This window comes from Pseudomonas sp. FW305-28 (assembly GCF_017351395.1).
GTDB classification, from domain to species: Bacteria; Pseudomonadota; Gammaproteobacteria; order Pseudomonadales; family Pseudomonadaceae; genus Aquipseudomonas; species Aquipseudomonas fluorescens_AA.
This window is the reverse complement of the sequence record NZ_JACNDD010000002.1, coordinates 49,715-69,034: the sequence shown is the minus strand read 5'-3', so window position 1 is coordinate 69,034 and position 19,320 is coordinate 49,715. Positions and strand designations below refer to the sequence as shown.

Here is a 19,320-nt window from a genome sequence, read left to right as displayed (position 1 = left end):
CATAGAACCCCCTCCACACGAAAGACCACAGCAGGTGTACGCCGCACGCTTCTTCGCTATAATCCGCGACCTGCCCACGCCGCAGGCTCGCCGAGCACATTTTTCACGGTCTGGGCCGCCATTATCCCGGTCTCATCTGGGCCTGAAAGGATCGCGCATGTTTGAAAACCTAACCGACCGTCTCTCGCAGACGCTGCGCCATGTCACCGGCAAGGCGAAACTGACCGAGGACAACATCAAAGACACCCTGCGCGAAGTGCGCATGGCGTTGCTCGAAGCCGACGTCGCCCTGCCGGTGGTCAAGGACTTCGTCAATTCGGTCAAGGAACGCGCCGTCGGCACCGAAGTGTCGCGCAGCCTGACGCCGGGCCAGGCGTTCGTGAAGATCGTCCAGGCCGAGCTCGAAAGCCTGATGGGCGCCGCCAACGAGGACCTGAACCTCGCCGCCGTACCGCCAGCGGTGGTGCTGATGGCCGGTCTGCAGGGCGCGGGCAAGACCACGACCGCCGGCAAGCTGGCGCGCTTCCTTAAAGAGCGCAAGAAGAAGTCGGTGATGGTGGTGTCGGCGGACATCTACCGTCCGGCGGCGATCAAGCAGCTGGAAACCCTGGCCAACGACATCGGCGTGACGTTTTTCCCGTCCGACCTGAGCCAGAAGCCGGTGGACATCGCCCAGGCGGCTATTAAGGAAGCGAAGCTCAAGTTCATCGACGTGGTCATCGTCGATACCGCCGGTCGCCTGCACATCGATGAAGAGATGATGGGCGAGATCAAGGCGCTGCATGCCGCGATCAACCCGGTGGAAACCCTGTTCGTGGTCGACGCCATGACCGGCCAGGACGCGGCCAACACGGCCAAGGCGTTCGGTGATGCACTGCCGCTGACCGGCGTGATCCTGACCAAGGTCGACGGTGACGCCCGTGGCGGTGCCGCGCTGTCGGTACGGGCCATCACTGGCAAGCCGATCAAGTTCATCGGCATGGGCGAGAAGAGCGAAGCGCTCGAGCCGTTCCACCCCGAGCGTATCGCTTCGCGCATCCTCGGCATGGGCGACGTGCTCAGCCTGATCGAGCAGGCCGAGCAGACCCTCGACAAGGACAAGGCCGACAAACTGGCCAAGAAGCTGAAGAAGGGCAAGGGCTTCGACCTCGAAGACTTCCGTGACCAGCTGCAACAAATGAAGAACATGGGCGGCCTTGGCGGCCTCATGGACAAACTGCCGAACATCGGTGGCGTGAACCTGGCGCAGATGGGCAATGCCCAGGGCGCGGCTGAAAAGCAGTTCAAGCAGATGGAAGCCATCATCAACTCCATGACCCCGGCCGAGCGCCGCGACCCTGAGCTGATCAGCGGTTCGCGCAAGCGCCGCATCGCCATGGGTTCCGGCACCCAGGTGCAGGACATCGGTCGCTTGATCAAGCAACACAAGCAGATGCAGAAGATGATGAAGAAATTCTCCGCCAAGGGCGGGATGGCCAAGATGATGCGCGGCATGGGCGGTATGTTGCCCGGCGGCGGCATGCCGAAAATGTAAAGAATCTGCGCCGGCTGTCATGCCGGCGTTGCCCCGCACGGATGCGGGGATCTCCAGCAAACCCGTGCTATGCGGGAGCTGACCTGCCGTTTTTCATGACGGCTCTATGGCAAATCTTGATCGCATGGCGCATGGCGCCGGAAAAAGACATTTGCAAAAGTCCGGATATTCCTTAGAATATGCGGCCTTTCGGGCACCTATGCCCGCTGTGCATTTAGATTTGCAGCACCGACTACAGGAACGATGTTCACATGCTAACAATCCGTCTTGCCCTTGGCGGCTCCAAAAAGCGCCCGTTTTACCACCTGACCGTAACCGACAGCCGCAACCCGCGTGACGGTTCCCACAAGGAGCAGGTTGGTTTCTTCAACCCTGTTGCCCGTGGTCAGGAAGTTCGTCTGTCCGTGAACCAAGAGCGCGTAGCCTACTGGCTGAGCGTTGGTGCACAACCTTCTGAGCGCGTTGCTCAGTTGTTGAAGGAATCGGCTAAGGCTGCGGCCTGAGCAATATGAACGCGACGCCAAAAGATGCTGATGATTTGATCGTTGTCGGCAAGATCTATTCTGTACATGGCGTTCGCGGCGAAGTGAAGGTGTATTCCTTTACTGATCCGATCAAGAACCTGTTGGACTACAAAACCTGGACGCTCAAGCGCGAAGGTAGCGTGAAACAGGTGGAGCTGGTCAGCGGACGCGGGAACGACAAGTTCCTGGTCGCAAAGCTCAAGGGTCTCGATGATCGTGAGGAAGCTCGTCTTCTGGCCGGTTATGAGATCTGCGTGCCGCGCAACCTGTTCCCTGAACTGACCGACGGCGAGTACTACTGGTACCAGCTGGTGGGTCTGAAGGTCATCGACCACCTCGGGCAATTGCTCGGGAAAATCGATCACCTGCTCGAGACCGGTTCGAACGATGTCATGGTGGTCAAGCCTTGCGTCGGCAGCCTGGATGATCGCGAACGCCTGTTGCCCTATACCGAGCAATGCGTGTTGGCCGTCGACCTTGCCGCAGGCGAGATGAAGGTGGAATGGGATGCGGATTTCTAAACGTGGCTAATTTGCGCGTTGAAGTCATCACATTGTTTCCCGAGATGTTTTCCGCCATCAGCGAGTACGGCATAACCAGCCGCGCGGTGAAACAGGAGCTGTTGCAGCTCACCTGTTGGAATCCGCGGGACTACACCACGGATCGGCATCACACTGTGGACGATCGCCCGTTTGGCGGTGGTCCGGGCATGGTGATGAAGATCAAGCCCCTGGAAGATGCGCTGGTTCAGGCCAGGACGGCAGCCGGGGAGGGTGCGAAGGTGATCTACCTGTCGCCCCAAGGCCGCCAGCTGACTCAGTCGGCGGTACGCGAGCTGGCGAATTCGGATGCATTGATCCTGATTGCCGGCCGTTATGAAGGCATTGACGAGCGTTTCATTGAAGCTCATGTCGATGAAGAGTGGTCGATTGGCGACTATGTACTGTCTGGCGGCGAGCTGCCGGCGATGGTCCTGATCGATGCGGTTACACGACTGCTGCCTGGAGCTTTAGGGCATGCGGATTCCGCTGAGGAAGATTCCTTTACGGATGGTCTGCTGGATTGCCCGCACTACACCCGACCGGAGGTGTATGCGGATCAGCGTGTTCCCGACGTGTTGCTAAGTGGCAACCACGCGCACATCCGGCGTTGGCGTTTGCAGCAGTCCCTTGGTCGGACCTACGAACGACGCGCCGATCTTCTGGAAAGCCGCTCGCTTTCTGGAGAAGAGAAGAAGCTGCTCGAGGAATACATCCGCGAGCGGGACGATAGTTAACAACGTATCGATGGTGAGTCCGACGACTCGCCTTAGGAGCACAGCATGACTAACAAAATCATCCTTGCACTCGAAGCAGAGCAGATGACCAAAGAAATCCCTACCTTTGCCCCAGGCGACACCATTGTCGTCCAGGTGAAAGTGAAGGAAGGCGACCGTTCCCGTCTGCAAGCGTTCGAAGGCGTCGTTATCGCCAAGCGTAACCGTGGCGTGAACAGTGCGTTCACCGTTCGTAAAATCTCCAACGGTGTTGGCGTAGAGCGTACTTTCCAGACCTACAGCCCGCAAATCGACAGCATGGCTGTCAAGCGTCGCGGTGACGTACGTAAAGCCAAGCTGTACTACCTGCGTGACCTGTCGGGTAAAGCAGCTCGCATCAAGGAAAAACTGGCTTAAGTCCAGCTTCCGATGCAAAAAAAGCAGCCTGCGGGCTGCTTTTTTGTTGCCTGCGATTTGCGCTTTGAGCACCCTGCATAGCTTCATTTTCCATTTCGATGCCGTGTGTGCCCGCATCCTTCAAGAGTTCTTATGCCAGCCATCGATCATCCGCTGATAGACCAGTTTCTCGACGCCCTGTGGCTGGAGAAGGGCCTGTCCGATAACACCCGCGATGCCTACCGCAGCGACCTGGCGTTGTTCAACGGCTGGTTGCAGGAAAATCACCTGGAACTGGTCAATGCCGGTCGCGAGTTGATCCTCGATCACTTGGCGTGGCGCCTGGAGCAGAACTACAAACCCCGCTCGACCGCGCGGTTTCTCTCCGGTCTGCGTGGGTTTTATCGCTATTTGCTGCGGGAAAAGCTGATCGCGGTAGACCCGACCTTGCGTGTGGAAATGCCGCAACTGGGGCGTCCGCTGCCCAAGTCCCTGTCGGAGGCCGATGTCGAAGCGCTGCTGGCGGCACCTGATCTCAGCGAGGCCATCGGTCAGCGCGACCGGGCCATGTTGGAAGTCCTGTATGCCTGTGGCTTGCGCGTCACCGAGTTGATCAGCTTGACGCTGGAGCAGGTCAACCTGCGCCAGGGCGTGCTGCGAGTGATGGGCAAGGGCAGCAAGGAGCGCCTGGTGCCGATGGGCGAGGAAGCGATTGTCTGGGTCGAGCGTTACATGCGCGATGCCCGTCATGAATTGCTGGGCGGGCGTCCCAGCGATGTGCTGTTCCCCAGCCTGCGTGGCGAGCAGATGACTCGCCAGACGTTCTGGCACCGCATCAAGCACCAGGCCAAGGTGGCCGGGATCGGCAAGTCCCTCTCGCCCCACACCTTGCGCCATGCCTTCGCCACGCACCTGCTCAATCACGGTGCCGACTTGCGGGTGGTGCAGATGCTGCTCGGCCATAGCGACTTGTCCACCACCCAGATCTACACCCATGTGGCCCGGGCGCGGTTGCAGGACTTGCATGCCAAGCATCATCCACGGGGCTGAATGAAATCCCTGTGGGAGCAAGGCTTGCCCGCGATGGCCGCGCCGCGGTGTAACAACTGAACCGCGTTATCGTTCATCGCGGGCAAGCCTTGCTCCCACAAGCCCTCTCCCACAGAAAGCCTCCACCCATGTCGTGCGTCAGCGGCATTCGGCCACGCCAGCCTTATGTGGTAGGCTTTGCCGGTTTGCACAGTGGGCGGTTGGAACCCGAATCTGCGGGTCGGCGTTTCCCGTCTCATTTGTTCGCCTCAGGAGTCCCCATGCGTTTGATCCAGATGTTCACCGCCGCCGCCATTGCGTTGGCCAGTACCTTTGCCATCGCCGATGACGCGGCCGACAAGGCTATCCGCAAGAGCCTGGAAAACCTTCAGCTTGAAGTGCCGATCGAAGCCATCTCGGCCAGCCCCATGGCCGGCCTGTATGAAGTCAAGCTCAAGGGCAGCCGCGTGCTGTACGCCAGCGCCGACGGCCAGTACATCGTCCAGGGCAACCTGTTCGAGCTCAAGGACGGCAAGCCGGTCAACCTCACGGAGATGACCGAGCGCCAGGGCATTTCCAAGTTGATCAACGGCATTCCGGTCGCTGAAACGGTGGTTTATCCGGCGATCGGCGAAACCAAGTCCCACATCACCGTGTTCACCGACACTACCTGCCCGTATTGCCACAAGCTGCACGCCGAAGTGCCGGAACTGAACAAGCGCGGCATCGAAGTGCGCTATGTGGCGTTCCCGCGCCAGGGCCTGGGTTCGCCGGGCGATGAGCAGTTGCAGGCGGTCTGGTGCTCCAAGGACAAGAAAGCGGCCATGGACAAGATGGTCGACGGCAAGGAAATCAAGGCCGCCAAGTGCGATAACCCGGTTTCCAAGCAGTTTGCGCTCGGACAGTCAATAGGTGTGAACGGTACGCCGGCGATTGTTTTGGCCGATGGTCAGGTAATTCCGGGCTACCAGCCGGCGCCACAAGTGGCCAAACTGGCCCTGGGCGCGAAATGATCATGTGCGGTGCGCTTTTGAAGATCACGGCTCGACGAACACATTCGTCGGGCCGTTAAACACAGAGTCGCGTAGCTTCGCGGCTGTATTTCACGGCCGACCTTGCGTCGGCCGTTTCATGGGGAGTCAAGAGTGAATCCGGTCAAAGTAGGCATCTGTGGGTTAGGTACCGTCGGTGGCGGCACCTTCAACGTACTTCAGCGCAACGCCGAGGAAATTTCTCGTCGTGCCGGGCGTGGGATCGAAGTGGCACAAATTGCCATGCGCACGCCAAAGCCTCAGTTCCAGACGACCGGTATTGCGATTACCAACGATGTCTTCGAAGTGGCCACGAACCCTGAGATCGACATCGTCATAGAGCTGGTGGGCGGCTATACCGTTGCCCGCGAGTTGGTACTCAAGGCCATCGAGAATGGCAAGCATGTGGTCACCGCGAACAAGGCGCTTATCGCTGTTCACGGTAATGAGATTTTCGCCAAGGCCCGCGAGAAGGGCGTGATCGTGGCATTCGAAGCCGCCGTGGCCGGTGGTATCCCGGTGATCAAGGCGATCCGCGAAGGCCTGTCGGCCAACCGCATCAACTGGGTCGCGGGGATCATCAACGGCACCGGCAACTTCATCCTCACCGAGATGCGCGAGAAGGGTCGCACCTTCGAAGACGTGCTGGCCGAAGCCCAGGCCCTGGGCTACGCCGAGGCCGATCCGACGTTCGACGTGGAAGGCATCGACGCAGCGCACAAGCTGACGATCCTGGCGTCCATTGCGTTTGGCATTCCGTTGCAGTTCGACAAGGCCTACACCGAAGGCATCACCCAGCTGACCACCGCTGACGTGAACTACGCCGAAGCCTTGGGCTACCGCATCAAGCACCTGGGCGTGGCGCGCAGCACCGCCAGCGGCATCGAGCTGCGCGTGCACCCGACGCTGATCCCGGCCGACCGCCTGATCGCCAACGTCAACGGCGTGATGAACGCGGTGATGGTCAACGGCGATGCCTCGGGCTCGACGTTGTTCTACGGCGCCGGCGCGGGCATGGAACCGACGGCCTCTTCGGTCATTGCCGACCTGGTGGACGTGGTTCGCGCCATGACCTCGGACCCGGAAAACCGTGTACCGCACCTGGCCTTCCAGCCGGATTCGCTGTCGGCGCACCCGATTCTCCCGATCGAGGCGTGCGAAAGCTCCTACTACCTGCGTATCCAGGCCAAGGACCATCCAGGCGTGCTGGCCCAAGTGGCAAGTATCCTTTCGGAACGCGGCATCAACATCGAGTCGATCATGCAGAAGGAAGTCGAGGAACACGACGGCCTGGTGCCGATGATCCTGCTGACCCACCGGGTGGTCGAGCAGAGCATCAACGACGCGATTGCGGCGCTGGAAGCGCTCCAGGGTGTCGTTGGGCCGGTGGTCCGTATCCGTGTCGAACATTTGAATTAATTTAGCGGCAAGTTATAAGCTGCAAGCCGCAAGTAGAAGCTGAGCCGCTTTGACTTGTCGCTTGCCGCTTGACCTTGAAGCTCAAACCGAAGGTTTGCCAAAAAATGCGCTATATCAGCACCCGCGGCCAGGCACCGGCCCTGAATTTCGAAGATGTCCTCCTGGCCGGCCTGGCCACGGATGGCGGTCTCTATGTGCCGGAAAACCTGCCGCGCTTCACCCAGGAGGAAATCGCTTCCTGGGCCGGCCTGCCGTATCACGAGCTGGCGTTCCGGGTCATGCGCCCGTTCGTCACCGGCAGCATCCCGGACGCCGATTTCAAAAAGATCCTGGAAGAGACCTATGGCGTCTTTTCCCACAATGCCATCGCACCGCTGCGCCAGCTCAACGGTAACGAATGGGTCATGGAACTGTTCCACGGCCCGACCCTGGCGTTCAAGGACTTCGCCCTGCAACTGCTCGGTCGCCTGCTGGACTACGTGCTGCAAAAGCGTGGCGAGCGCGTGGTGATCGTCGGTGCCACCTCTGGCGACACCGGTTCGGCGGCCATCGAAGGCTGCAAGCATTGCGAAAACGTCGACATTTTCATCCTGCATCCGCACAACCGCGTCTCGGAAGTGCAGCGTCGCCAGATGACGACGATTTTCGGCGACAACATCCACAACATCGCCATCGAAGGCAACTTCGATGACTGCCAGGAAATGGTCAAGGCCAGCTTCGCCGACCAGAGCTTCCTCAAGGGCACGCGGCTGGTGGCGGTGAACTCGATCAACTGGGCGCGGATCATGGCCCAGATCGTCTATTACTTCCACGCGGCCCTGCAATTGGGCGGTCCGGCCCGTTCCGTATCGTTCTCGGTGCCGACCGGCAACTTCGGCGATATCTTCGCCGGTTACCTGGCGCGCAACATGGGGCTGCCGATCAACCAATTGATCGTCGCCACCAACCGCAACGACATCCTGCACCGCTTCATGAGCGGCAACCAGTACGTCAAGGAAACCCTGCACGCCACGCTGTCGCCTTCGATGGACATCATGGTGTCGTCGAACTTCGAGCGCCTGCTGTTCGACCTGCACGGTCGCAACGGTGCGGCGATTGCCGGGCTGATGGACAGCTTCCGCCAGGGCGGCGGTTTCAGCGTCGAGCCTGAGCGCTGGACCGAAGCCCGCAAGTTGTTCGACTCCCTGGCCGTGGACGATGAGCAAACCTGCGAAACCATCGCCGAGGTGTTCGCACAGAGCGGCGAACTGCTCGACCCGCACACGGCCATCGGCGTCAGGGCGGCCCGTGAATGCCGTCGCAGCCTGGACCTCCCGATGGTGATCCTGGGCACCGCTCACCCGGTCAAGTTCCCGGAAGCGGTGGAGAAAGCCGGTGTAGGAAAAGCGCTCGAACTGCCTGCGCATCTTTCTGATTTGTTTGAGCGAGATGAGCGTTGCACCGTGTTGCCCAACGACTTGAAAGCCGTGCAGGCCTTTGTCAGCCAGCATGGCAATCGCGGCAAGCCTCTCTGACCGGGTAAACCTGTCACATTTTGAAGCCCGTCTCCTGACGGGCTTTCTTGTTTCTGCATGCCAAACTGGCCGGGTTTTCGCCCTTGGAGGGATGGGCGAGTCATCTCGAAGGAAATGCAGATGTCGTTTTTTATCAAAGGCAAACCGGCCCTGGGCTGGGTAATGGGCCTGGCCCTGATGTACTGGACGCAGGGAGGCAACGCGGCGCCGCTGGCGGCTTTCGAAACGCCACCGCCCAACCCTGGCGAACGGCTGGTGCTGGACGCGCAGGAGTTGAAGTGGATCAAGGAGAACCCCCGGGTCATCGTGGCCACGATGCAGTTTCCGTTGTACCTGTTCAAGAACGAACAGGGGCAGTGGAATGGGCTGAACCACGACGTTCTCCAGCGCATCGCGCACATGACCGGTCTTGAGTTCGTGCATCGTGAATCGTTCTCCCCCGGCGAGTTGCTGACAATGCTGGAGAATGGCGAGGCCGACATGACGACCCTGCTGGCGATGAATGAAGAACGTCGGGACTTCCTGAGTTTCAGCCACGCATTCGGGGGTTCCGGTTGGGTATTCGTCGGCCGTGACGGGGAATCGTCCCTCCATTCGCTGGAGCAGCTCGAAGGGAAGGTCCTGGCACTGCCGGCACGGCATGCATTGGAGGCGGAAATCAGGCGCGATTACCCGGCGATCAAATTGCGTACGACCAAGACCTTTGGCGAGGCGCGGGCGTTGGTGGAGAGCCGGGAAGCCTATGCCACCATCGAAAATGAAACCGGGGTGCATCTCTATCCCGCCGGGCAGTTGCAGGTCGGCAGCGGCCTTGAGGGCAAGTGGGAACCGGACTACCTGGCAGTGCGCCAGGACCTGACCGTGCTGTTGAGTATCTTGAATAAAGCGCTGGAAGCCTTCCCCGCCGAGGACATGCGTGCACTGCGTTCGAAATGGATGGCCGGTGCTACGCCCGTCCAGGCGCCATCGATCTGGGAGCGGATGTCCCGCTGGGGTTACTGGTGTGTGACCGTGGTCGTAGTGTTTGGCCTCTTGTCCCTGCTGTGGAACCGCCGCCTGCAGATACAGATCGACCAACGCCTCAAGGCCGAAGCGGTCCTCAAGGACCAGTTGATGCTCCAGCGGGCCTTGATGGATGCCATTCCCGACCCGATTTTCATCTGTGATCTGGAAGGGCGCCTGATCATGTGCAACAAAAGCTATGAAGATCAGTTTGCGACCCGCTTCGAAAAACTGCGGGGCACGCGGCTTACCGACTCGGCATCATTCCCGCCGGCCACCGCCGAGCTGCTGCACGGGGAAGTGATGGAGCAATTGCGCACCGGCCAATCTCGATTCGTCGACCGGCAATTGATGTTCAGCGGCGGATTGCGGGAAATCTATCATTGGTCGGTGCCGTTCTATGGGGCTGATGGGCAGCTGCGCGGCATTCTGGGCGGCTGGACCGATGTCGGGCGGCGGTGGCGTCGTTGCGACAGGGGCCTGGCTGAGCCGGCCGTCACCTCGTAACGGCTCTCGCAGAGCGCTGTTGTTTGCCTGTCATATTGGACGCGCATGCTCGGTTGAACAGGTTGAAGGCATGCCGGTTCGGTGCGCTGACGAACTTTCTGCTGCGGCCCACGGTCATTTACTGTGCACATGCAGTTGTTTCGGACTATTGAAGGGTGAGCGAATGGAAAGTATCAGCCTATTGCTGAATGAAGCCTTGAGCCCGTATCAGGTCTCGCTGACTCCCTCCGGCGCCAAGGGCGAATGCCGGGTGACGCTGAAGAATGCCAGCGGGGTCATCATGGTCGAGCGAGTGTTCAATCAGGCCCAATTGACCGACAAGCGTCAGTTGACGGACGTAGTCGATGGCCTGCATCGCGATGTGCTGATTGCCGAGGGGCGCCTGGAGCCCTGTGTGATTGCGGCGCTGCGCAATCTGGCGCGCGACAAGGTCATGGTCGCGGCGAATTGACTGGGCTTTTGTGGGAACCTTCCTACGCCTTGACCAGTCAGACCCTTTACCAGCAAGAGCGAGCATTGTGCTCCGGTGCTTGTCGCTTGTTGTACGTACCTTGAATGGTCACGTTTAACCCCGAGTCGTCTCCCCACTTCTCGGGGTTTCTTTTTGCCCGGCGTTTATGTTTTTTGGTGTGTTCTGTCGGGCGCAGGACGCTTTTGTGGGAGCGAGCTTGCTCGCGATAGCGGAGTGTCAGTCGATATCGATGCGGCTGATCTGACGCTATCGCGAGCAAGCTCGCTCCCACGGTTTGATCTCCAGTGACTGCCTCCCTGCGGTGCCTCAAATGGCGCCGTCGCTGCGCAGTTTGGCGATCTGCTGTGGGTCGTAGCCCAGCTCACCGAGCACTTGTGCGTTGTGTTCACCCAGTGCCGGCCCGACCCATTCGCAGGTGCCCGGGGTGTCGGAGAGCTTCGGTACGATCCCCGGCAGCTTGAACGCCTTGCCGTCCGGCAGCTTGGCCTGCAGGAACATCTCACGGGCGAGGAACTGCGGGTCGCTGAACATATCCTCGGCGCTGAAGATCCGACTGGCCGGCACCCCGGCCTGGTTCAGTTGGTCGATAACGCTATCGAGCGGCAGCGCGTTGACCCAGCGATCGATGACCCCGTACAGCTCGTCACGCCGGCTGTCACGGCCATCATTGCTGGCCAGTTGCGGGTCATTGGCCAGGTCGTCACGGCCGATGATCTGCATGAAACGCTTGAAGATCGCATCGCCGTTGGCGCCAATCTGCACGTGCTTGCCATCGGCGCTGGTGTGGATGGACGAGGGGGTGATGCCGGGCATGATATTGCCGGTGCGCTCGCGGATGAAACCGAACACGTCGAACTCCGGCACCATGCTTTCCATCATGGCGAAAATCGCCTCGTACAAGGCCACGTCCACCACTTGTCCGGTGCCGCCGTTGATCTCCCGGTGACGCAGGGCCATCAATGCGCCAATCACCCCCCAGAGGGCGGCGATGGAGTCGCCGATGGAAATCCCGGTGCGCACCGGCGGGCGGTCTTCGAACCCTGTGATGTAGCGCAGGCCGCCCATGGATTCGCCCACCGCGCCAAACCCCGGTTGGTCTTTCATCGGCCCGGTCTGGCCGAAGCCCGAAAGCCGCACCATCACCAGTTTCGGGTTCAGTGCATGCAGCACCTCCCAGCCCAGGCCGAGCTTTTCCAGCACGCCGGGGCGAAAGTTCTCGATCAGGATGTCGGCCTCGCCGAGCAGTTTTTTCAGGATCGCCAGGCCTTCGGGGTGCTTGAGGTTCAAGGTCAGGGACTTCTTGTTGCGTGCCTGGACGAACCACCACAACGAGGTGCCTTCGTACAGCTTGCGCCACTTGCGCAGCGGATCACCGCCGTCGGGCGATTCGACCTTGATGACTTCGGCACCGAATTCGCCGCAGATGCGCGAGGCGAAGGGCCCGGCGATCAAGGTACCCAGTTCGATGACTTTGACGCCGGCAAGGGGTTTGGCAGTAAGCGACATGACGGATCCTGTAGGACAAAGGCAGAACGAATAGAGCGTTTTATCATAGGCCAGGGCCGGTCGCCGCAGGTTGATGGTCGGCAATTCGTGGATTGCCTGCGTCATCGGTTAGACTTGCCGCCTTTCCTCGTATCAAGAAGCCCGTTCATGGCCCAGCCGTCCACGACCTACAAGTTTGAACTGAACCTCACCGACCTCGACCGCAATGTGTACGAGAATGTGAAGCAGACCATCGCCCGCCACCCTTCGGAAACCGAAGAGCGCATGACCGTGCGCCTGCTGGCCTACGCGTTCTGGTACAACGAGCTGCTGGCATTTGGTCGTGGTCTGTCAGACGTCGATGAACCTGCGCTGTGGGAAAAAAGCCTGGATGACCGTGTGCTGCACTGGATCGAAGTCGGCCAGCCGGATGCCGATCGCCTGACCTGGTGCTCGCGCCGGACCGAGCGCACCAGCCTGCTGGCCTATGGCAGCCTGCGGGTGTGGGAAGGCAAGGTGATCCCGGCGGTCAAGAACCTGAAGAACGTCAACATCGCCGCCGTGCCCCAGGACGTGCTCGAAACCCTGGCCCAGGACATGCCCCGGGTGATCAAGTGGGATGTGATGATCAGCGAGGGCACGATTTTCGTGACCGACGACCGTGGCCAGCATGAAGTCCAGCTGCAATGGTTGCTGGGCGAGCGTGGTTGAGCCGCCCCGGCATCAAGTGAACTCATTGTGGGAGCGAGCTTGCTCGCGAATACGGTAGATCAGTTTGCATTTATGTTGAATGTGCCGCCGCTTTCGCGAGCAAGCTCGCTCCCACACAAGCTCCCTGCCAGAATTTTCACGATTATCCAGAGAAATGTCGTCACCCCATGCGCATAGAACCCCGCCAACTGCCCGACACCCTGCCATTTCTCGGTGACCTGCCGCCCCTGTTGACGCGCCTGTACGCGGCACGCGGCGTACAGTCCGAGGCTGAACTGGACAAGAGCCTGGCGCGCCTGATTCCCTTTCAGCAGCTCAAGGGGATCGACGCCGCGGTGGATCTGTTGGTGACGGCATTGGAGCAGCGCCAGCGCATCCTGATCGTGGGTGACTTCGATGCCGATGGCGCGACCGCCAGCACCGTGGGGATGCTCGGGTTGCGCCTGCTCGGTGCAGCCCATGTCGATTACCTGGTGCCCAATCGCTTCGAATATGGCTACGGGCTGACCCCGGAAATCGTCGAAGTCGCCCTGGCCCGCGAACCGCAGTTGCTGATCACCGTGGATAATGGCATCTCCAGCGTGGAAGGCGTGGCGGCGGCGAAAGCGGCGGGGCTCCAGGTGCTGGTCACCGACCACCACCTGCCTGGCCTCGAATTGCCGGCGGCTGATGCCATCGTCAATCCGAATCAGCCGGGTTGCGAATTCCCGAGCAAGGCCCTGGCCGGTGTCGGGGTGATTTTTTATGTGCTGATGGCCCTGCGGGCGCGTCTGCGCAGCCTGGGGTGGTATGCCAGCACCCCTCAGCCGAACATCGGCGAATTGCTCGACCTGGTGGCCCTGGGCAGCGTGGCCGACGTGGTGCCCCTGGACGCGAATAACCGGATCCTGGTGCACCAGGGCCTGGAACGGATTCGCGCCGGACGCGCCCGGCCCGGTATCAAGGCGATCCTGGAAGTGGCCAAGCGCGACGCTTCACGGATTACCTCCACCGACCTCGGATTTATCCTCGGGCCGCGTCTGAATGCGGCAGGGCGCCTGGACGATATGAGCCTGGGCATCGAATGCCTGCTCACCGACGACCCGGCCCTGGCGCGGGAGATGGCGGCGCAACTGGACGGCATGAACCAGGACCGCAAGTCCATCGAGCAGGGCATGCAGCGTGAAGCCCTGGCTCAGCTCAAGGACCTGCCGGTGGAGTCGATGCCATTCGGTTTGTGCCTGTTCGACCCGCAGTGGCACCAAGGGGTCATCGGCATTCTCGCCTCGCGGATGAAAGAGCGCTATTTCCGCCCGACCATCGCCTTTGCCGATGCCGGGGACGGTTTGCTCAAGGGCTCGGGGCGCTCGGTACCGGGCTTTCACATTCGCGATGCGCTGAGCGTGGTGGCGGCGCAGCATCCGACCCTGATCAGCAAGTACGGCGGTCACGCCATGGCGGCGGGATTGACGTTGCCGGAAGCGAATTTTCCGTTGTTCGCCGAAGCGTTCGACGCGGAAGTGCGCCGGCAGTTGCGCGAAGAAGACCTGACCGGCCGGTTGTTGTCGGATGGCACCCTGGCGGTGGAGGAGTTCCACCTCGAACTGGCCCGGGCATTGCGCCATGCCGGTCCCTGGGGCCAGCATTTCCCGGAACCGATGTTCCATGGCGTGTTCCAGTTGGTCGAACAACGCGTGGTGGGCGAACGGCACCTGAAGGTCATTCTCAAGAGCGAGTGCGGCTCGGTGAGGCTCGACGGCATCGCCTTCGGCATCGACCGCGAGATCTGGCCAAACCCTACCGTGCGCTGGGTGGAACTGGCCTACAAGCTCGACCTCAACGAGTTCCGCGGCCAGGAAACGGTGCAGTTGATGATTGCCCATATCGAACCGCGGTAGGCACAAATGCTATCGATCAAGTGATGATGTGTGGCGAGGGGATTTATCCCCGCTGGGCTGCGCAGCAGCCCCCAAAATATCCCAGCCCCGAATTTCTTCAGCCAAACGGCATTGGCCGGGTTCACGGCTGCTTCGCAGCCGAACGGGGATAAATCCCCTCGCCACAAAGTCATAGGCCCGATCGAGAGTAATCTGGTCACACCGTCGGTTTTTAAGTTCTGAACCCTCCCGCCTCCCGGGTTGTCGACTAGGCTCTAAGCACTGCTTGATAGCCCTTGTGACGTCTTGTCGATTTTTTTGCCCGCGGGGGCGGGTGTTGCACCTTCTTGTCACTCGTCGACTTTTCAAACAGAACCCTGGAGCCTGCCCACTGATTCGAGAGGTGCCCCATGAGTCTGCTGCTGGAACCCTATACCCTTCGCCAATTGACCCTGCCCAATCGCATCGCGGTATCGCCGATGTGCCAGTATTCGAGCACCGATGGCCTGGCCAACGATTGGCACCTGGTGCACTTGGGCAGCCGCGCCGTGGGCGGTGCCGGCCTGGTGTTCACCGAAGCCACCGCCGTGACCGCCGACGGTCGTATCACTGCCCAGGATCTGGGGCTGTGGAACGATGAACAGATCGAACCCTTGCAACGCATCACCCGGTTCATCACCGCCCAAGGCGCCGTGCCGGGCATACAGCTGGCCCATGCCGGGCGCAAGGCCAGCACCTGGCGACCTTGGCTGGGCAAGCATGGCAGCGTCAAACCGGCGGATGGCGGCTGGGTGCCGGTCGGTCCGTCGCCGATTGCCTTCGACCCGCAACACACCCAGCCGGTGCAGTTGGACGAAGGGCAGATCGCCGGAGTCATCCAGGCCTTCGTGGATTCGGCCAAGCGCGCCCTCACGGCCGGTTTCAAGGTGGTCGAGGTCCACGCGGCCCATGGTTATCTGCTGCATCAGTTCCTCTCGCCCTTGAGCAATCAGCGGCGCGATCAATACGGCGGCTCGTTCGAGAACCGCATCCGCCTGGTGCTGCAAGTCACCGAAGCGATCCGGGCCGTATGGCCGCAAGAGCTGCCGGTGTTCGTTCGCGTCTCCGCCACCGATTGGGTCGAGGACGGTTGGAACCCGGATGAAACCGTGGAGCTGGCGCGGCGCTTCAGGGCGCTGGGGGTGGACCTGATCGATGTGTCATCGGGCGGCACGGCCGCCAATGCGGAAATCCCCACCGGCCCGGGTTACCAGACACGCTTCGCCGAGCGGGTGCGCAAGGAGTCGGAAATCGCCACCGGCACCGTCGGCATGATCACCGAACCGGCCCAGGCCGAACACATCCTGTGCACCTGCCAGGCCGACATCATTTTCCTGGCCCGCGAATTGTTGCGCGATCCGTACTGGGCCCTGCATGCCGATGATGACCTGGGCGGCCGCAAGGCCACGTGGCCGGCGCAGTACCAGCGGGCCACGCATCGGGACCAGCCGATTCATGAGTCGGATTTGCGCGATTGAGTGCCCGATAAAACAAAAAGCCCCGGTCGTCATTGGCCGGGGCTTTTTCATCTCTAAAATCGCTGGTGCTTGTGCTGCCGCCTTCGCGAGCAAACTCGCTCCCACAGGGTAGAACATCAATCTACTGTGGGAGCGAGCTTGCTCGCGATAGGGCCAGTCCAGGCACCCGATCCCTGTCAGGGATACTTGCGCTTATCCGGTGCCGGCGGGAAGTACTGGTACAACCAGGTCTCGCTCAAGGTGCGGTCCTTGGTGCGAATGAACAGGCGCATCTGCACCGGGTCCACCCGGTCGTCGGTCGGGTACCAGTCGAAGGTAATGCGGTAGCCCTTGATCGCATCCAGCACCAACACATTGAAGTCCTTCACTTCGCCGTGGGAGCAGGTCACCACCGGTTCGATGCCGGTGCCCGGCGGCAGTTGATCGAGGCCGCCGCCGCTGAAGTCCACGGCGAAACGACGTGCCCAGACGGTCGGGTAATGCTCGCCCGGTGCCCAGCCTTCGATGAAACCGCCCATGCCTGAACGGGTGGCGTCGACGTGGGCCAGGTCGGTGCTGACCGGCGGCAACGCGCTCCAGTAGAGCTTGTAGCCATAGTTCAGCGAATCACCGGCGGCCACCGGTTTTTTCGGCGTCCAGAACGCGACGATGTTGTCCAGGGTCTCTCCGGTGGTAGGAATTTCCAGCAAGTCCACCGAGCCTTCGCCCCACGCCGTTGTCGGTTCGACCCACAGGCTTGGGCGCTTGCTGTACCAGTCCACGGTGTCCTGGTAGCTGGCAAAGTCGTGGTCGGTCTGCACCAGGCCGAAACCTTTCGGATTGTTGTCGGCGAAGGCATTGAATTGCAGGGTGGCAGGGTTGTTCAACGGACGGCAGACCCACTCACCATTGCCGCGCCACATGGCCAGCCGGTCGGAGTCGTGGATTTGCGGGTGAATGGTGTCGCACATGCGCCGTTCGACGGTGCCGCAGCTGAACATGCTGGTCATGGGGGCGATACCCAGTTGCTCGATGGCGGTACGGGCATTGATGTGCGCGTCGATCTCCATCACCACCCGGGTCGGCTGGCAATCGATGTCGAACCGATAGGCACCGGTGGCGCTGGGGGAGTCGAGCAGGGCGTAGACCACGAAACGGGTGCTGTTCTTGTCCGGGGTTTCGAACCAGAACTTGGTGAAGTCCGGGAATTCCTCCCGCTTCTTGGCATAAGTGTCGATGGCCAAGCCGCGAGCCGACAGCCCGTACTGGCCGCTGGCATCCACGGCGCGGAAATAGCTGGCCCCCAGGAACGAAACGATGTCGTGTCGATCCAGCTCCGGCGCCTTGAAGACACGAAAGCCGGCGAAGCCCAGGTCACCCGTCAGTTGCGAGGTGTTGACCGTGGTTTTCTCATAGTTGAACAGTTCCGGACGGAAGTGCACTTCACGGGCCATACGCGTCTTCGGGTCGACGCTGTACATGCGCACCGGCTGCTTGAAACCCATGCCGACGTGGAAGAACTGTGCATCCAGTTGCCGCCCTTCCAGGTCATTCCATAACGAGTGATTGACGTCGTATTGGATGGCGTTGAACTGCAGTGGCGACATTTGCGCCAGGGTGGGTGGCAGGACTTGCTTGGTGTCGACGTAGCGGCTTTCGGCCAGCCGCCGGGCCTGATCCTTCAAACCGTTGAAATCGAAGGGACGGGCTTCGCCGTCGGCAGTCTGATCGGCGGCCCAGGCGCGAGCGGCCATGAGCCCGGAGGCCGACAGCCCGGTGTAGGCGGCGAAGGCCATGGAGGCCTTGAGCAGATTCCTGCGGTGCATAAATACAACCTTTCTCGAAACAATCCCGCGCCGATCCTGGCAACAAAGACTGATAAAAGAGTTCGGACATGCCTTTGGCCAAACGCGACGAACGTTAGAACAGATACCTGAGAGCTGGATCGGTTCACCGAGGCGCAAAATCATAGGGGAAATACAGGCTTTGAGAGCAAGGAAAGCGTGGCTTGGTCAAATTTTCTTACAGTTATTTCTTTTTTTATAAGGATTGCGGCATTTTTTGACTAATTACTCTAAAACTCCCTTTTCACGCTTTGAATCCTCCCTATTCTTTAGCGTGATAGACGATCTAACCCGGGTTCAGACGGCGCTATCAGGTCAACCTCGACGTAAAGAAGGACAACTCATGACAAAAATACAGGGCATTACCGAAATGCTGGGGATCTTTCCAGGCCTGACCAACCCGCGCAGGACACGCCGGCTCAGCCTTGAAGAATTGAGACTGGTGGAGCGCTATCGGGAGTTGTCGGAAAACGACCGCATCGCCATGCGCTATCTGGTGGATGCGATGAGGAGTGTTTCGCGGTTTTGAAGCGTGGCGCAGGTGAGCGGTCGGGGCAGGCGCGCCGGCCGACATCACTCCACCGACCAGTCCTGGGGACGTTCGGTGCGCTGGTGCAGTATCCGCAGGACTTGCAGTTGTCCCTGCTCGAGCCGGTACGGGGCAACGAACGGGTAGCGTGTCAGCACCAGCTCTCGAATATCGGGAACGACCGAAGGACGGCCCGAGCCGGGAAAGCGTTGCAGTTGGCGCAATGTCTCCAGGATGGCGAGGATGACCTCATCGGCGCCTTCTGCGCCGATAGCGCTTTGGTAATGTCCGTGGATCGAGTCGAGGTCACTCTGTGCTTTGTCGGTCAGTACGATGCTCGGCACGCTTTGCCCACTTAGCCTTCACGGCGTCCAGATCGGTCAGGTTTCCAGCGTCGGCATCGGCCATGCCTTCGCTGATGGCTTGCAGATGCCAGGATTCGGCTTCCACATATCGAACCAGTGCACGCTTGAGGTGATATTGGCGGTCGCGGTCGGTGGCGGCAGCCAGCAAGTCCAGCTGTTGGGCCAGACCTTCTTCCACACGAAAGGACAAAACGGGCGAGGCCATGGCTGATCTCCAAGGTGTATACGTTGTAGACACCCTAGGTGCTGCCAGGATTTCCGTCAACCGGCGGGCGTGCACCGATCGACGAAAACCTTAGCAGGACGAACGCCGGGCAGGCGCGAGCATGTGTTGCCAACGTTGTCTTGTCG

The 19,320-nt window shown here is 60.6% G+C and carries 19 protein-coding genes; 15 read left to right on the top strand and 4 right to left on the bottom strand.

From position 1 onward, the window contains the following. Nucleotides 1–157 precede the first annotated feature (157 nt). The 11 genes from ffh (at nt 158) to J4E53_RS00935 (ending at nt 10,662) form a co-directional block, all read left to right on the top strand. Nucleotides 158–1,534: a signal recognition particle protein gene (gene ffh, locus J4E53_RS00985; RefSeq protein WP_060739058.1), complete on the top strand. Its 1,377-nt coding sequence runs from the start codon at nt 158–160 to the stop codon at nt 1,532–1,534. A 251-nt stretch (nt 1,535–1,785) separates the two neighbouring features. Beyond that, nucleotides 1,786–2,037 carry a 30S ribosomal protein S16 gene (gene rpsP / locus J4E53_RS00980; protein ID WP_003198088.1) on the top strand — a complete coding sequence of 84 codons (252 nt, stop codon included), beginning with the start codon at nt 1,786–1,788 and terminating at the stop codon, nt 2,035–2,037. 5 nt (nt 2,038–2,042) lie between these two features. After that, nucleotides 2,043–2,579, top strand: a complete 537-nt coding sequence (rimM, locus tag J4E53_RS00975) for a ribosome maturation factor RimM (RefSeq protein WP_058544503.1) — start codon at nt 2,043–2,045, stop codon at nt 2,577–2,579. After that, a complete protein-coding gene (gene trmD / locus J4E53_RS00970; RefSeq protein ID WP_170845966.1) occupies nt 2,561–3,334 on the top strand; it encodes a tRNA (guanosine(37)-N1)-methyltransferase TrmD in 774 nt (257 codons plus the stop codon). The genes rimM and trmD overlap by 19 nt, the downstream gene beginning before the upstream one ends. A 45-nt stretch (nt 3,335–3,379) precedes the next feature. Next, nucleotides 3,380–3,730: a 50S ribosomal protein L19 gene (gene rplS / locus J4E53_RS00965; protein ID WP_003175895.1), complete on the top strand. Its 351-nt coding sequence runs from the start codon at nt 3,380–3,382 to the stop codon at nt 3,728–3,730. Between the two features lie 132 nt (nt 3,731–3,862). Further along, the gene (gene xerD / locus J4E53_RS00960) at nt 3,863–4,759 is read left to right on the top strand and encodes a site-specific tyrosine recombinase XerD (RefSeq protein WP_103307910.1); all 897 of its coding nucleotides are present in this window, start codon (nt 3,863–3,865) and stop codon (nt 4,757–4,759) included. Between the two features lie 260 nt (nt 4,760–5,019). Then, nucleotides 5,020–5,751 (top strand): bifunctional protein-disulfide isomerase/oxidoreductase DsbC, encoded by a 732-nt coding sequence (dsbC, locus tag J4E53_RS00955; RefSeq protein ID WP_060739056.1) that lies wholly within the window; start codon nt 5,020–5,022, stop codon nt 5,749–5,751. A 132-nt stretch (nt 5,752–5,883) separates the two neighbouring features. After that, on the top strand, nt 5,884–7,188 hold the full coding sequence (locus J4E53_RS00950; protein ID WP_060739055.1) for a homoserine dehydrogenase: 1,305 nt from the start codon (nt 5,884–5,886) through the stop codon (nt 7,186–7,188). A gap of 104 nt (nt 7,189–7,292) precedes the next feature. Beyond that, complete coding sequence (gene thrC, locus J4E53_RS00945; RefSeq protein ID WP_060739054.1) at nt 7,293–8,702, top strand: threonine synthase; 1,410 nt, start codon at nt 7,293–7,295, stop codon at nt 8,700–8,702. A 120-nt stretch (nt 8,703–8,822) separates the two neighbouring features. After that, complete coding sequence (locus J4E53_RS00940; protein ID WP_103307909.1) at nt 8,823–10,211, top strand: transporter substrate-binding domain-containing protein; 1,389 nt, start codon at nt 8,823–8,825, stop codon at nt 10,209–10,211. 163 nt (nt 10,212–10,374) lie between these two features. Then, nucleotides 10,375–10,662, top strand: a complete 288-nt coding sequence (locus J4E53_RS00935) for a DUF3509 domain-containing protein (RefSeq protein WP_060739052.1) — start codon at nt 10,375–10,377, stop codon at nt 10,660–10,662. Nucleotides 10,663–10,989: 327 nt separating this feature from the next. Here the strand turns inward: J4E53_RS00935 and J4E53_RS00930 are convergent, their stop codons facing one another. Further along, the gene (locus tag J4E53_RS00930) at nt 10,990–12,189 is read right to left on the bottom strand and encodes a CaiB/BaiF CoA-transferase family protein (RefSeq protein ID WP_103307908.1); all 1,200 of its coding nucleotides are present in this window, start codon (nt 12,187–12,189) and stop codon (nt 10,990–10,992) included. A gap of 147 nt (nt 12,190–12,336) precedes the next feature. On the opposite strand from J4E53_RS00930, the gene J4E53_RS00925 reads away from it, so the two are divergent. The 3 genes from J4E53_RS00925 (at nt 12,337) to J4E53_RS00915 (ending at nt 16,252) form a co-directional block, all read left to right on the top strand. Further along, the gene (locus J4E53_RS00925; protein WP_060739050.1) at nt 12,337–12,879 is read left to right on the top strand and encodes a YaeQ family protein; all 543 of its coding nucleotides are present in this window, start codon (nt 12,337–12,339) and stop codon (nt 12,877–12,879) included. A gap of 167 nt (nt 12,880–13,046) precedes the next feature. Continuing rightward, nucleotides 13,047–14,756, top strand: coding sequence for a single-stranded-DNA-specific exonuclease RecJ (recJ, locus tag J4E53_RS00920; protein WP_103307907.1), 1,710 nt, complete (start codon nt 13,047–13,049; stop codon nt 14,754–14,756). Nucleotides 14,757–15,145: 389 nt separating this feature from the next. Continuing rightward, nucleotides 15,146–16,252 (top strand): NADH:flavin oxidoreductase/NADH oxidase, encoded by a 1,107-nt coding sequence (locus J4E53_RS00915; RefSeq protein ID WP_103307906.1) that lies wholly within the window; start codon nt 15,146–15,148, stop codon nt 16,250–16,252. A gap of 176 nt (nt 16,253–16,428) precedes the next feature. Here J4E53_RS00915 and J4E53_RS00910 read toward each other — a convergent pair whose 3' ends face one another. Beyond that, nucleotides 16,429–18,057, bottom strand: coding sequence for a glucan biosynthesis protein D (locus tag J4E53_RS00910; protein ID WP_060739047.1), 1,629 nt, complete (start codon nt 18,055–18,057; stop codon nt 16,429–16,431). Between the two features lie 361 nt (nt 18,058–18,418). Here J4E53_RS00910 and J4E53_RS00905 point away from each other — a divergent pair, with 361 nt between their 5' ends. Further along, nucleotides 18,419–18,604 (top strand): hypothetical protein, encoded by a 186-nt coding sequence (locus tag J4E53_RS00905; RefSeq protein WP_003198116.1) that lies wholly within the window; start codon nt 18,419–18,421, stop codon nt 18,602–18,604. A gap of 44 nt (nt 18,605–18,648) precedes the next feature. On the opposite strand, the gene J4E53_RS00900 is transcribed toward J4E53_RS00905, so the two are convergent. Together J4E53_RS00900 and J4E53_RS00895 are read right to left on the bottom strand one after the other, a co-directional pair. Further along, entirely contained in the window at nt 18,649–18,948 is a 300-nt protein-coding gene (locus tag J4E53_RS00900) for a type II toxin-antitoxin system RelE/ParE family toxin (RefSeq protein WP_103307905.1), read from the bottom strand. After that, nucleotides 18,911–19,174 (bottom strand): CopG family ribbon-helix-helix protein, encoded by a 264-nt coding sequence (locus J4E53_RS00895; protein WP_063322816.1) that lies wholly within the window; start codon nt 19,172–19,174, stop codon nt 18,911–18,913. The genes J4E53_RS00900 and J4E53_RS00895 overlap by 38 nt, the downstream gene beginning before the upstream one ends. Nucleotides 19,175–19,320: the final 146 nt, after the last annotated feature.

Coding starts and splice junctions, on each gene's coding strand:
- ffh (WP_060739058.1), top strand. CDS start 158: ATGTTTGAAAACCTAACCGACCGTCTCTCGCAGACGCTGCGCCATGTC.
- rpsP (WP_003198088.1), top strand. CDS start 1,786: ATGCTAACAATCCGTCTTGCCCTTGGCGGCTCCAAAAAGCGCCCGTTT.
- rimM (WP_058544503.1), top strand. CDS start 2,043: ATGAACGCGACGCCAAAAGATGCTGATGATTTGATCGTTGTCGGCAAG.
- trmD (WP_170845966.1), top strand. CDS start 2,561: ATGGGATGCGGATTTCTAAACGTGGCTAATTTGCGCGTTGAAGTCATC.
- rplS (WP_003175895.1), top strand. CDS start 3,380: ATGACTAACAAAATCATCCTTGCACTCGAAGCAGAGCAGATGACCAAA.
- xerD (WP_103307910.1), top strand. CDS start 3,863: ATGCCAGCCATCGATCATCCGCTGATAGACCAGTTTCTCGACGCCCTG.
- dsbC (WP_060739056.1), top strand. CDS start 5,020: ATGCGTTTGATCCAGATGTTCACCGCCGCCGCCATTGCGTTGGCCAGT.
- thrC (WP_060739054.1), top strand. CDS start 7,293: ATGCGCTATATCAGCACCCGCGGCCAGGCACCGGCCCTGAATTTCGAA.
- J4E53_RS00940 (WP_103307909.1), top strand. CDS start 8,823: ATGTCGTTTTTTATCAAAGGCAAACCGGCCCTGGGCTGGGTAATGGGC.
- J4E53_RS00935 (WP_060739052.1), top strand. CDS start 10,375: ATGGAAAGTATCAGCCTATTGCTGAATGAAGCCTTGAGCCCGTATCAG.
- J4E53_RS00930 (WP_103307908.1), bottom strand. CDS start 12,189: ATGTCGCTTACTGCCAAACCCCTTGCCGGCGTCAAAGTCATCGAACTG.
- J4E53_RS00925 (WP_060739050.1), top strand. CDS start 12,337: ATGGCCCAGCCGTCCACGACCTACAAGTTTGAACTGAACCTCACCGAC.
- recJ (WP_103307907.1), top strand. CDS start 13,047: ATGCGCATAGAACCCCGCCAACTGCCCGACACCCTGCCATTTCTCGGT.
- J4E53_RS00915 (WP_103307906.1), top strand. CDS start 15,146: ATGAGTCTGCTGCTGGAACCCTATACCCTTCGCCAATTGACCCTGCCC.
- J4E53_RS00910 (WP_060739047.1), bottom strand. CDS start 18,057: ATGCACCGCAGGAATCTGCTCAAGGCCTCCATGGCCTTCGCCGCCTAC.
- J4E53_RS00905 (WP_003198116.1), top strand. CDS start 18,419: ATGACAAAAATACAGGGCATTACCGAAATGCTGGGGATCTTTCCAGGC.
- J4E53_RS00895 (WP_063322816.1), bottom strand. CDS start 19,174: ATGGCCTCGCCCGTTTTGTCCTTTCGTGTGGAAGAAGGTCTGGCCCAA.